Source organism: Dyella humi (assembly GCF_044904605.1).
Classification (GTDB): Bacteria; Pseudomonadota; Gammaproteobacteria; order Xanthomonadales; family Rhodanobacteraceae; genus Dyella_B; species Dyella_B humi.
In genome coordinates, this window is the sequence record NZ_JADIKI010000023.1 from 854,693 (window position 1) to 866,790 (window position 12,098).

The following is a 12,098-nucleotide window of genomic DNA, read 5'->3' on the forward strand; positions in this document are numbered from 1 at the left end:
ATTCTATCCGGCCCCGAAAAGACAGCCGCTATGGTCACCCAGAATGACGCAAAAGGGGTGCGAACAGCTTCACCGCTCGCGGCATCCGCTTTGGATGCCGCCCAGGCGCTAGGCTGCTTTTCGCAGCTGCCAGGCGCTCACCAGCCGTGCACCCAGCCAGCCCAGAAAGGCCGCTGCGACCGGTACCGCCAGCAGCAGCCACGGCGGCAAGCCGCCGACGCGCAGCTTCCCTTCGTAAACCTGACTGAGTCGCGCTACCGGTTCGACCAAGGCGAATTCGATTGCCAGGGCCAGCGCTACCGCCAGCACACCGCTGAACAGTCCATACCAGATGCCCGCGTAGAGGTACGGACGCCGCACGAAGGCGCGGCTGGCGCCGATGAGTTTCAGCACGCCGATTTCCTCGGCACGGCTAGTGATGTCTACGCGCACCGTATTGCCCACCACCAGTAGCACCGCCAGCGCAAACAGGCCGGCCAGGATCAGCACGACGCGGTTGCCCACGCCGAGCAATGCATCCAGCCGCTGCCGCCAGGTACCGCTGTCCTGCACCATGTCCACGCCTTGCATGCCGCGCAGATCATCCACCAGGCGGCCAGCCGCCTCAGCGGAGATACCGTCCTGCGGCTGCACTTCGAGCACGAAGGGCAGCGGATTGTCGTCGAGTGTATGCAACGCATCGGAGAAGCCTTGCATCTTGCTCAATTCATCCATGCCCTGCTGCGGCGATTTCACCGCTACATTCGCGACGCCGTCATGCTGCTCGATCTGCTTGGCCAGAATCTGCGCGTTACCCGCCACCTGATCGGACTTCAGGAACACGTTGATGACTTGGTTGCGCCCCAGCGCATTGCCCAGCGACTGCACATTCGAAAGCAACAGGTAGAACGCCAACGGCAACGCCAGCGCCAAGCCCATGACCGCGATAGTCAGCAGGCTGCCCACCGGTTTTGAAGCAAGGCGGCGCAGGCTTGCTCCCGCGCTCCAGCCGTGATGTTCACGCCAGCTGGAGACCGGACGGCGATGACTGCGCTCGCTGCGTGCCGGCGTCTGCGGCTGCGTGTCGGTCGATGTGCTCATAGCACTTCCTCCGCAGCGATGTCCGCAACCAGCCGGCCATGATCGAGCACGACTACGCGCTTTCTCACGCGCTTGATCAGCGGCAGATCATGGCTGGCGATCAGCACGGTGGTGCCGACCTGCTGGAATTCGGCGAACAGACTCATGATCTCGAACGCCAATTGCGGATCAAGGTTGCCAGTCGGCTCGTCGGCGATCAGCACGCTCGGCTTGGCGACGATCGCGCGCGCGATACCCACGCGCTGCTGCTCGCCAGTCGACAGTGAAGCCGGCAGTTGCCGTTCGTAGTCGAGCAGGCCGACTTTCTCCAATGCGGCGCGCACGCGGCGACCACGCTCCAGCGGCGCGATGCCGCCAATCACCAACGGCAATTCCACGTTAGCGAACACCGTGCGATCCATCAGCAGGCGATGATCCTGGAACACCATGCCGAGACTGCGGCGCAGCTTGGGAATACCGCTTCGACCGATTTTGGCGAGGTTCTGGCCATCCAGCGAGATGTGCCCGTGCGAGGGGCGCTCGATCAGCGCCAGCAGCTTGAGCAAGGTGCTCTTGCCGGCGCCGGAGTGCCCTGTGACGAAAGCCATCTCGCCTTTGGCGACTTCGAACGTAAGCTGCGAAAGGGCTTCGTGCCCCCCTTCGTAACGCTTGCTGACTTGATCGAAGCGAATCACGCGTTCCCCGTCCTAGAGCCTGATTGGATGGCCGCAAGGATAAGGGAAGCACCGCCGTTGTGCGCAGGTCTACCGGATGCGTCGCCACGTGTTTCGTGACGATGCACGCGGCGATTCAGCGTCCGGTGAACAAGCGCGTGAGGCGACGGAAGAAGCCGAGCTTCTGCGGTGCGGGCTGCTGGCCGGAGGGCGACTGCGCCACCACCTGCCGTGACGGACGATTGCTGCTCGCCGTGGCGGCCTGATTGACGGCCACCTCAGCAGCCGGCGCCGCGCCCGAACGGCGGCGTCCGCGACCACCGCGACGACGACGGCGCTTGCCTTCGTCACCTGCGGCTTCCGGTGCAGATGCAGCGGCAGGTTGTACGGGAGTTGCAGCTGCAGCATGGCCGTTGGCAGCTTCAGCACGTTCCTCGCGCGGCTTGCGCGGACGATCATCGCGCCGCGGCCGTTGCTCGGACGAACCGGTGCGCTCGCCACTACGTCCGCCGCGACGCCCGTGTGCACCAGGTTGCTTGCTATCGGCACGCGGCGTCACCTTGTCGCCGAACGCCGCACTGTCCGCAGCGACTTCGGCGGCATACTGCGGATCGATCTGCTTCGGCTGCGGCATCACCAGCAGTTCCGGATCGAGGTTGGCCACCGGAATCTTCTGGTCGATGTAGGTTTCGATATCCGGCAAGGACATCGCATACAGATCGCACGCGAAGCTGATCGCATCGCCTTCGGCACCGAGACGCGCGGTGCGACCGATGCGGTGCACGTAGTCCTCGGCATCCTGCGGCAGGTCGTAGTTGAACACGTGGCTGACCGCGGGAATATGCAGGCCGCGCGCGGCCACGTCGGTACATACGAGGACGTCGAGCTGGCCATCCTGGAAGCGCTGTAGCAGCTTCTGGCGCTTGAGCTGCGGCACGTCGCCGGACAGTGCGCCCACGCGATAGCCCTGGCGCTTCACACGCTCGGTGATGCGCTCGGCGGCGGCTTTGGTGTTGACGAAAATGATGCTGCGTTCGGCTTTCGTGCGCTCAAGCAGGTTGAGCAGCAGCGGCATCTTTTCTTCCTTGGCCGGGAAGTACACCAACTGTCGCACGCGGTCGGCGGTGACGTTGTCGGTTTCCACCACCAGCTTCTCGGCGTTGTGCATGTGCTCGTAGGCCAGCTCCAGCACGCGATGCGACAGCGTGGCGGAGAACAGCAGCACCTGTCGCTGCTCGCGCGCAGGCAGACGGCGGAAGATGAAGCGAACATCCTTGATGAAGCCGAGATCGAACATGCGGTCCGCCTCGTCAATCACCATCACTTCCACACCATTGAAGCCGAACACGTTCTGTTTGTAGTAGTCGAGCAGACGGCCGGGCGTGGCGATGATGATGTCGCAGCCATCCTTGAGCTGCTGGCGCTGTTTGTCGTAGTCGACGCCACCGTAGATCAGCGCGGTGCGCAGCCCGGTATAGCGGCCGACGTTCTTGGCGTCTTTCTCGATCTGGATAGCCAGTTCGCGCGTGGGTGCGATGACCAGTGCGCGAGGATCGGAGTCCTTACGCTCGGCCACCGCGGGCTGGGTCAGCAGCCGGTTCATCATGGCGACCAGGAAGGCGCAGGTCTTGCCGGTGCCGGTCTGGGCCTGGCCGGCGACATCGCGGCCAGTGAGCGCCATCGGCAGGGTCAGTGCCTGGATCGGCGTACAGCGTGCAAAACCGGCCTCGTCGAGGCCTTTTTGCAGCAGCGGATGCAAGTCGAATTGAGTAAAGAAGGTTTCAGTAAGTACGGTCTGCGACATGAATGGGGAGTCTGATACGGACCGGCGACCAAGCGCGGCCCGGTCCCGCAGTTAGTCTGACAACCTTGGGACAGGTGGATGGATGCGACGCGCAGTGAGGTGGCGTCGAAAGTACGACAACATCCCGCCAGCATAGGTGAAACGGCTCGTAAAGCGGCCTCACCTATGCCAGCCGGACTGTCGCGGTGGCCCTTGAATCGCTTGAATCACGTCCCGACTTAGGCTGGAATGGAATGCATGCCGCAACGGCACCAACTCCATTTCCGGATCGACCCGCGCTTCATGGGCACTTTCCCTAGTGTAGCTGATGATTGGCACGCGGTCTTAACCCCCACCCGCCTTACCTCGGAGACCCACGGTGAGCGACCTGATTACCCATGTGAGCGACGACGCCTTCGACCAGGAAGTGCTGAAGTCCGATACCCCCGTCCTGTTGGATTTCTGGGCCGAATGGTGCGGTCCGTGCAAGGCCATCGCCCCGGCGCTGAACGAGTTGGCCGAGGAATACAAAGGCAAGCTGCGCGTGGTGAAGCTGAACATCGACCATAACCAGCAGACCCCCCGCAACTATGGCGTGCGCGGCATTCCTACGCTGATGGTGTTCAAGAACGGCAAGGTGGAAGCCACCCAGATTGGAGCGGTCAGTAAGGGCCAGCTCAAGCAGATCATCGACAAGGCGATCTGACACCGCCGTACCATCCGTCGCTGCAGCCACCCTTTACGGCGCTGCGCGACGGGTGTTAGATTCATTCCTATCGGGGCTGTCTTGCCCTCCGCGCATTCCGCGCAACGCTCGTCCTCCCTCCTGTCATCAACGGCGCCCCGTGAGGTTTGCCCGTGTCCGATATCGAAAGCAAAGATCCTTCCGACGCTGTCCGCGCCGACTCCAAGCCTGTAAGTGATACCCCTACCCGCACCCGTTCGCCTCGTCGATCCGCGGCCGCGGCCGGCGAAGCCAACCGCCCTGCTGAAGGAGTGGCCGAAGCGCCAGCGCCTTACGTGGAACGCCCGGCCCCGCCCGCCGAAGCGCGCCCCGAAGCAGCCCCCTCCTTCTCGCCCACGCAGGAGCCGCTGCGCTACGGCGGCCCGGGCGGCGAAGCGCAGGAACCCCGTGAAAACGTCCAGAGCGGCAACGGCAATGGCGGTGTGCAGCAGCCGAACCAGGGACAAGGCCAAGGCCAGGGCAACGAACGCCGCAATGATCGCAACGACCGTAACGATCGCAATCGCCGGCGCCGCCATGAGCGCGGTCAGCGCCCGCAAGGCCAAGGCCCAGGTGGCCCGCCGCGCAACCCGCACGGCCTGCCGGTGGATGACGAGAACGCCGACATCGGCAGCAACGACCGCGTCATCAACCTCACCGAACTGAAGCGCAAGAACCCTGTCCAGCTGCTGGAATTCGCCGAATCGCTCGGCATCCAGGAAGGTGTCGCCCGCCAGCGCCGCCAGGACGTAATCTTCAACATCCTCAAGGCGCACGCCCGCTCCGGCGGCGGCATCTGGGCCGAGGGCGTGTTGGAAATCCTGCAGGATGGCTTCGGCTTCCTGCGCTCGGCCGATGAGTCTTATTTGGCCGGCCCCGATGACATCTATGTCTCGCCCAGCCAGATCCGTCGCTTCAACCTGCGCACCGGCGATTACATCACCGGACGCGTGCGTCACCCGAAGGAAGGCGAGCGCTACTTCGCGCTGCTGAAGGTCGACGACATCAACGGTGATCCGCCGGAAGCATCGAAAAACAAGATGCTGTTCGAGAACCTTACGCCGCTGTTCCCGCGCAGGTCGTTCAAGCTCGAGCGCGGCAACGGATCGACCGAGGACATCACCGGACGCATCCTGGATCTGGTCGCGCCGATCGGTCGCGGCCAGCGCGGCCTGATCGTGTCGCAGCCGAAATCCGGTAAGACGATGATGCTGCAGAACGTGGCGCAGGCGATCCAGTACAACCATCCCGACGTGCATCTGATCATGCTGTTGATCGACGAGCGCCCGGAAGAAGTGACCGAAATCGCCCGCACCGTGCGCGCCGAAGTAATCAGCTCCACCTTCGACGAACCGGCCGTACGCCACGTGCAGGTCGCCGAAATGGTGATCGAGCGCGCCAAGCGCCTGGTCGAGCACAAGAAAGACGTTGTCATCCTGCTCGATTCGATCACGCGTCTCGCCCGCGCCTACAACACTGTGGTGCCCAGCTCCGGCAAGGTGCTCACCGGTGGTGTGGACGCGAACGCACTGCAGCGCCCGAAGCGCTTCTTCGGCGCGGCGCGCAACGTGGAAGAAGGCGGCTCGCTCACCATCATCGCCACCGCGCTGATCGATACCGGCAGCAAGATGGACGAGGTGATCTACGAGGAGTTCAAGGGCACCGGCAACATGGAAGTGCACTTGTCCCGCCGCATCTCCGAGAAGCGCGTGTATCCGGCCATCGACATCAATCGCTCCGGCACACGCCGCGAAGATCTGCTGATCGATCCGGACCTGCTCGCCAAGATCTGGATTCTGCGCAAGCTGTTGCACCCGATGGATGAGCTTGCCGCGATGGAATTCATGCTCGACAAGATGAAGAACACCAAGTCCAACGACGAGTTCTTCAATTCGATGAAGCGCTGAGCGCCGCCTCGAAGCTCTAACGAAAAAGCCGCCTTGAAGGCGGCTTTTTCGTGGCGGGAAATCTTGCCCCTCAAGCCTTCTTCAAAAAGCACACCTTCAGCACCAGATCCTTGATCTTGTCGGAATGCCCCTCGATGTGCTCCGGGTCACCATCGATCAAACGGATGTTTCGGATCACGCTGCCCTGCTTCAACGGAATGGAGGCACCTTTCACTTTCAGGTCCTTGATCACGACAACGCTGTCGCCGCTCTTGAGCACGTTGCCGTGCACGTCGCGCACCACCTGTTCGGTCTCCTCTTGGGCGCCGGCACGCTGCGGCCACTCGTGCCCGCAGTCCGGGCAGATATAGCTGTCGCCGTCGGGGTAGGTGTGCCCCATACCGCAAATCGGGCAGGCGGGAATCTCGGACATGGGAAATATCACTACGAATTGTGCGTCGCGCAGTTTACCGCCTGCCAACAGCCTACAGGCGCTGACCCCATTGCATGACCATTCTATGTGACATTAGCTGCTACGATCTTGCGACATCCCACCCTTCCAGTCGTATGCGCATACTGCTAGTTGAAGACGATCCCCTAGTTTCCGACGCCATCGTGCGCGGCCTTGCCACAGCCGGCTACGTGGTCGACGCGGTAACCGACGCCGAATCCGTGCAGGCCCGCCTGAACGTCGCCCATTACGACCTCGCCATCGTGGATCTGGGGCTGCCCGGCGAAGACGGCTTCACCCTGGTGCGCCGTCTGCGTCGCGATGGCAGTTCGTTGCCGCTGTTGATCGTGACGGCTCGCGACGGCCTGGACGATCGCGTCAATGCGCTGGACCTGGGCGCCGACGATTACCTGGTCAAGCCGTTCGCGCTGCCGGAGCTGGCTGCGCGCTGCCGTGCGCTGATCCGCCGCGCGACCGCAGCCACCGCCAATGAAATGGTGGTGGGACACCTGCGCATCGACCTGGCTGGCCGCCGCGCCATCGACGATGGTGGACGCGTGCTTGAACTCACCCGCCGCGAATGGTCGATCCTGGAATGTCTGGCTCATCACAGCGGTCGCGTGGTGAGCAAGGAGCGCCTGATCCAGGCCATCGTGAGCTGGGATGAGGAGATCTCCGGCAACGCGATCGAAGTGCACGTGTCACGCCTGCGCGCCAAGCTGGGTGAAGCGGCCACGGTACGCGGCATCCGCGGCCTCGGGTACCGACTCGACGACGCTTGAGCTGGCGAATGTCCGCGGGGGCCAAACTCAGACGCGCACCGAGCATCCGCGGACGCTTGCTCGGTTACCTGCTGCTGCCCTTGGTGATACTTCTGGTCGCCAGCATCTGGGCGGATCACCGCACCTTCGTCACGCCGATGTACGAAGCCTTTGATCGTGCGCTCTCGCGTGCGGCGGTTGCCATCACCGCGCATCTGGAACGCGCGCCTGATGGCCAGCTCTACCTCGAGAAGCCCAATCCCGGCCCGATTCCCATGCATCCGCCCGACGACGCGCGACCGCCACCACCCGGTGACGGCTTCGGCGAACACGGAAGGCCGCCGATGCGCTTCGATACCGACAGCCGCCCTACGGTCTGGACGCGGCTGTTTCCGGGTGCTCGGGACAACTTTCTTTTTCGCGTCAGCCTGCCAGATGGCCACACGCTGGCTGGCGATGAAGGTCTGCCGATCGTCGCGGGGAATGGCACCGACGACTTCAACTACGTGGATGCCACCTACAAGCAACTGGCGTTGCGCATCGTCAGTTATCACACGCAGGTAAGCGGCCAGCCGGTGATCGTCACCGTGGGCGAAACCGTGCTTCGGCGCAATTACGCCGTGCACCGGCTGGATACGGTGATCGGCCTCAGCGACGGCATCCAGCTCGTGCTCGTGCTGGGCTTGTGCCTGCTCGGCATCACCATAGCGCTACGCCCGATCAACCGCCTGCGCGAGCGGATCTCGCACCGCCAGCCACAATCGCTGCAACCGCTGCCGCTCGAACCGGTGCCGAGCGAAGTGCGGCCACTGGTGCAGTCGCTCAATACCTTGCTGGTGACGGTGCGGGACGCCGCGCAAGCCCAGCAGCATTTCCTTACCAACGCCGCACATCAATTGCGCACGCCGCTCACAGGTCTGAAAGCACAATTGGAAGTGCTGGCGGATGAAACCGGTGACGCAGCCCAGCAAGAACGCATCGCTCGCCTGCAGGACAGCGTTGATCGCCTGGCGCACACCGCCAATCAACTGCTCGCGCTCGCACGCGCCGAACCGTCCACGCACAGTCCCGGCGACTTTGCCGAAGTGCGGCTCGAACACCTCATCGGCACCGTGGCCGATTCCATGCTAGATCGCGCGATCGCGCGCAACATCGACCTCGGCGCGGAATGCGAGCCCGCGCACGTGCGCGGCGTGCTCTGGTTGCTGCACGAGCTACTGATCAACCTGCTCGACAACGCCATCCGCCACACCCCGGACGGTGGCCGCATCACGCTGCGTTGCGGACAACACGACGGCGCACCTTATCTGGAAGTAGAAGACAGCGGTCCCGGCATTCCTACCGCCGAACGCGAACGCGTGCGCGAACGTTTCTACCGCGCCGCCGGCAGCGATGGACAAAGCAGCGGATTGGGCCTGGCCATCGTCGAGGAAATCGCACGCGGCCACCACGCGCGGTTCCTGGTACTGGATGCACATGAAGGAACGGGAGCACGGATGCGCGTGGAGTTTCCGCCAGAAGGCACGAAGAAATAGGCATCATCCGGGCGGAGTGCGGGATTTCTTCTATTCCTTATTGCCTATTTCGTGCTCTCCGTTGTAGCTGTACTGTCACGTACAATATTTTTCGTTCGCCCCCCTTTTCGCGGCGGTGCGATGCCTCCATAGTCGGGGGCTATTCCCGTGAGGCTTGCCCTGTGTCCATACCCAGTGCCGTCAAAAGCACCCCGATCTACGGCCGCCAGCAACTGATCGACTACCTCGCCGCCGGCGAAAAACCGCGCGATGCGTGGCGTATCGGCACCGAGCACGAGAAGTTCGGCTTCCGCACCGACGATCTGCGTCCGCCCGCGTTCGAGGGCGAGCGCGGCATTCGCGCGCTGCTGGAAGGCATTGCCGAGCGCCACGACTGGGAAATCATCCGCGAAGGCGACACACCGGTGGCGCTGGTGCGCGACAAAGCCAACATCACGCTGGAACCTGCCGGCCAGTTGGAACTCTCCGGCGCGCCCCTGGAAACCATCCACCAGACTTGTCGCGAGGTGAACAGTCACCTCGACGAAGTGCGCTCCGTGGCCGACAGCATGGGCCTGGGCTTCCTCGGCATGGGCTTCCAGCCCAAGTGGCGCCGCGACGAAATGCCGTGGATGCCCAAGGGCCGCTACAAGATCATGCGCGAATACATGCCTAAGGTCGGCACCATGGGCCTGGACATGATGACGCGCACCTGCACCGTGCAGGTGAATTTGGATTTCGGCAGCGAAGGCGACATGGTGCGCAAGTTCCGCACCAGCCTCGCGCTGCAACCGATCGCCACCGCGCTGTTCGCCGATTCGCCGTTTACCGAAGGCAAGCCCAACGGCTATCTGTCGTACCGCTCGCACGTTTGGACCGATACCGATGCAGATCGCACCGGTATGCTCGATTTCGTTTTCGAGGACAGCTTCGGCTACGAACGCTACGTCGATTACATGCTCGACGTGCCGATGTATTTCAGCTATCAGGACGGCCGCTACATCGATCTGGCCGGCAAGGACTTCAAGCGTTTCATGGCCGGCACGCTCGATGAGTTGCCGGGTACGCGCGCCACCATGAAAGATTGGGCCGATCACCTCACGACTGCCTTTCCCGAGGTGCGCCTGAAGCAGTACCTGGAAATGCGCGGCGCGGACGGCGGCCCTTGGAATCGCCTGTGTGCGCTGCCGGCATTCTGGGTTGGCCTGCTGTACGACGATGACGCGCTGCAAGCCGCCTGGGATCTGGTGAAGGATTTCAGCCGCGAAGAACGCCATGCGTTGCGTGACGGTGTGCCCAAGCATGCGCTGAAGCTGCCATTCCGCCATGGCACGGTGCACGACCTGGCGCGCGAAGCGCTGCAGATCGCCGCGCACGGTCTCAAGCGTCGCTCGCGGCTCAACCACAACGGCGCGGACGAAAGCATTTTCCTTGAGCCGTTGATCGAGATCGTCGACGCCAACCAGACGCCCGCCGAACGTAAGCTGGAACTGTTCCATGGCGAGTGGAACGGGAGCGTGGATCCCGTCTTCAAGGAGTTCGCATATTGATCGCAGCAACGTCCTCGCACGCACCCTTCTTTGCTGGTTTGTTGCTGGGGGCGTCGCTCATCATTGCGATCGGCGCACAGAACGCCTTCGTATTGCGGCAAGGCTTATTGCAATCACACCGCTTTCCGGTCGCGCTGTTCTGCGCGATGTCCGATGCGGTGTTGATCGCCGCCGGCGTCGGCGGCCTGGGCGCGGCGGTGGGGCAACATCCACGCCTGCTGGCCGTGGTGGCATGCGCAGGCGCGCTGGTGCTGCTGTGGTACGGCGTGCAAGCACTGCGGCGCGCGTTTCATCCTGAAGTACTCACTCCGGACACACATCTCAACACCAGCACGATGTGGCAGGTGCTCGCCACATGCGCCGGCTTCACTTGGCTCAACCCGCACGTCTATCTGGATACCGTGCTGCTGATCGGCAGCTTGGCCTCACCGTGGCCCTGGCCGGGTCCGCGCGTGTGGTTCGGCGTCGGTGCGGCGACATCGTCTTTCATTTGGTTCTTCGGATTGGCTTATGGCGCACGTCTGCTTGCGCCACTGTTCCGCAAGCCGATGGCGTGGCGCGTGCTGGATGTGCTGATCGCGCTGGTGATGTGGGGCATCGCGGGCAAGCTGTTGCTGTCTTTTCTTGCACCCTGATCTATCCGCGTAGGCTGGGATTGGCATCCCAGCCTACCTCGCGATCAATCGTACGTGCGGATGCCCAACCAACGCGCCACCAGCGTATCCAGACTGATCTTCCCGGGGCCTGCTATCAGGAACCAGAAGAAGATCAGGGAGTAGACCACTTCGTCGGCTTCGACGTAGTCGTCCAATCCCATCAGATTGGTCGAAACCACCAGGGTCACCGCCACGATCATGTTGATGATCATCGGGATGGTGACCAGTCGCGTGAACAATCCCAGCATCAGCAGCAATCCGCCAACCAGTTCTGTCCAAGCCGAAAGGGCCGCGCTGAAGGCAGGATGGGGAATGCCCCAGCCTATGAAGCGCTGCGTGAAGCCATCCAGGTTATGCACCTTGGCGATGCCGGTCTCCAGCCAGAAATAGCCGAACACCAGGCGCACTACCAACGGACCGAGCCAGCGCCAAGCATGCAGGATGCCAAGCACACGCGAAGCTGTCGTCGCCACGAAATGACGCATTGCACATATTCCTACGCTTGAAGTAAGCGCATCATGCGCGGGCTCGTCCAGGCCCACCATATCCAGCCGTCCAGACTTTCTTGCCTGGCATCCGCTGGACGATCGGGCATAAATGCGGGATGCGCGGGCGCAGCGACCGACGGACTGGAGCAGCACAATGTGTTTGTCCGGATTCGCAATGTTTGCGATGGACAAGTCATTCCCCTGTGCCGCCTTGCGGCGACTACAACTTCTTGGAGCAATAGATATGAACATCAAGACAGTCAACGCCAGCGCCATGGCCGTGATGGTGGCCGGTCTGTTCGCCGCCGCGGCAGTATCTGCCGCTCCTGTCGGCTCACCGGCTGGTGATCAGGCAGCGGTCAAGTGCATGAACTCTTCCTCCTGTAAGGGCCACGGTGCCTGCAAGCAGGCCACCAACTCGTGCAAGGGTCAGAATTCTTGCAAGGGCCAAGGCTTCACCATGCAGAAGACGCAGGCCGATTGTGATGCGGCACAAGCTGCAGCGAAGAAGTAATGCACCTGGCGGGGCGCACGCATCCGTCTGCGCCCCGC

General features: G+C 62.8%; 12 protein-coding genes. 7 read left to right on the forward strand and 5 right to left on the reverse strand.

Annotation, left to right across the window (positions count from 1 at the left end):
* Positions 1-108: 108 nt before the first annotated feature.
* The 3 genes from ftsX to ISP18_RS15090 all read right to left on the reverse strand — a co-directional run bounded on the left by ftsX (position 109) and on the right by ISP18_RS15090 (position 3,537).
* Positions 109-1,080 (reverse strand): permease-like cell division protein FtsX, encoded by a 972-nt coding sequence (ftsX, locus tag ISP18_RS15080; protein WP_380013617.1) that lies wholly within the window; start codon positions 1,078-1,080, stop codon positions 109-111.
* Complete coding sequence (gene ftsE / locus ISP18_RS15085) at positions 1,077-1,754, reverse strand: cell division ATP-binding protein FtsE (RefSeq protein WP_380013620.1); 678 nt, start codon at positions 1,752-1,754, stop codon at positions 1,077-1,079. The genes ftsX and ftsE overlap by 4 nt, the downstream gene beginning before the upstream one ends.
* A 115-nt stretch (positions 1,755-1,869) precedes the next feature.
* Positions 1,870-3,537, reverse strand: a complete 1,668-nt coding sequence (locus ISP18_RS15090) for a DEAD/DEAH box helicase (protein WP_380013623.1) — start codon at positions 3,535-3,537, stop codon at positions 1,870-1,872.
* Positions 3,538-3,895: 358 nt separating this feature from the next.
* Here ISP18_RS15090 and trxA point away from each other — a divergent pair, with 358 nt between their 5' ends.
* Together trxA and rho are read left to right on the forward strand one after the other, a co-directional pair.
* On the forward strand, positions 3,896-4,222 hold the full coding sequence (trxA, locus tag ISP18_RS15095; protein ID WP_380013626.1) for a thioredoxin TrxA: 327 nt from the start codon (positions 3,896-3,898) through the stop codon (positions 4,220-4,222).
* 152 nt (positions 4,223-4,374) lie between these two features.
* Positions 4,375-6,147 carry a transcription termination factor Rho gene (gene rho, locus ISP18_RS15100; RefSeq protein WP_380013629.1) on the forward strand — a complete coding sequence of 591 codons (1,773 nt, stop codon included), beginning with the start codon at positions 4,375-4,377 and terminating at the stop codon, positions 6,145-6,147.
* Between the two features lie 70 nt (positions 6,148-6,217).
* Here rho and ISP18_RS15105 read toward each other — a convergent pair whose 3' ends face one another.
* Complete coding sequence (locus tag ISP18_RS15105; protein WP_380013632.1) at positions 6,218-6,559, reverse strand: zinc ribbon domain-containing protein YjdM; 342 nt, start codon at positions 6,557-6,559, stop codon at positions 6,218-6,220.
* A 134-nt stretch (positions 6,560-6,693) separates the two neighbouring features.
* On the opposite strand from ISP18_RS15105, the gene ISP18_RS15110 reads away from it, so the two are divergent.
* The 4 genes from ISP18_RS15110 (at position 6,694) to ISP18_RS15125 (ending at position 11,037) form a co-directional block, all read left to right on the forward strand.
* A complete protein-coding gene (locus ISP18_RS15110) occupies positions 6,694-7,359 on the forward strand; it encodes a response regulator (RefSeq protein WP_380013635.1) in 666 nt (221 codons plus the stop codon).
* 8 nt (positions 7,360-7,367) lie between these two features.
* The gene (locus ISP18_RS15115) at positions 7,368-8,873 is read left to right on the forward strand and encodes a sensor histidine kinase (RefSeq protein ID WP_380013638.1); all 1,506 of its coding nucleotides are present in this window, start codon (positions 7,368-7,370) and stop codon (positions 8,871-8,873) included.
* Between the two features lie 161 nt (positions 8,874-9,034).
* Positions 9,035-10,402, forward strand: a complete 1,368-nt coding sequence (locus ISP18_RS15120; protein WP_380013641.1) for a glutamate--cysteine ligase — start codon at positions 9,035-9,037, stop codon at positions 10,400-10,402.
* Complete coding sequence (locus ISP18_RS15125; protein WP_380015865.1) at positions 10,396-11,037, forward strand: LysE/ArgO family amino acid transporter; 642 nt, start codon at positions 10,396-10,398, stop codon at positions 11,035-11,037. The genes ISP18_RS15120 and ISP18_RS15125 overlap by 7 nt, the downstream gene beginning before the upstream one ends.
* A gap of 44 nt (positions 11,038-11,081) precedes the next feature.
* Here the strand turns inward: ISP18_RS15125 and ISP18_RS15130 are convergent, their stop codons facing one another.
* Positions 11,082-11,543: a DoxX family protein gene (locus tag ISP18_RS15130; RefSeq protein ID WP_380013644.1), complete on the reverse strand. Its 462-nt coding sequence runs from the start codon at positions 11,541-11,543 to the stop codon at positions 11,082-11,084.
* A gap of 247 nt (positions 11,544-11,790) precedes the next feature.
* On the opposite strand from ISP18_RS15130, the gene bufA2 reads away from it, so the two are divergent.
* The gene (bufA2, locus tag ISP18_RS15135) at positions 11,791-12,060 is read left to right on the forward strand and encodes a BufA2 family periplasmic bufferin-type metallophore (RefSeq protein WP_380013647.1); all 270 of its coding nucleotides are present in this window, start codon (positions 11,791-11,793) and stop codon (positions 12,058-12,060) included.
* Positions 12,061-12,098: the final 38 nt, after the last annotated feature.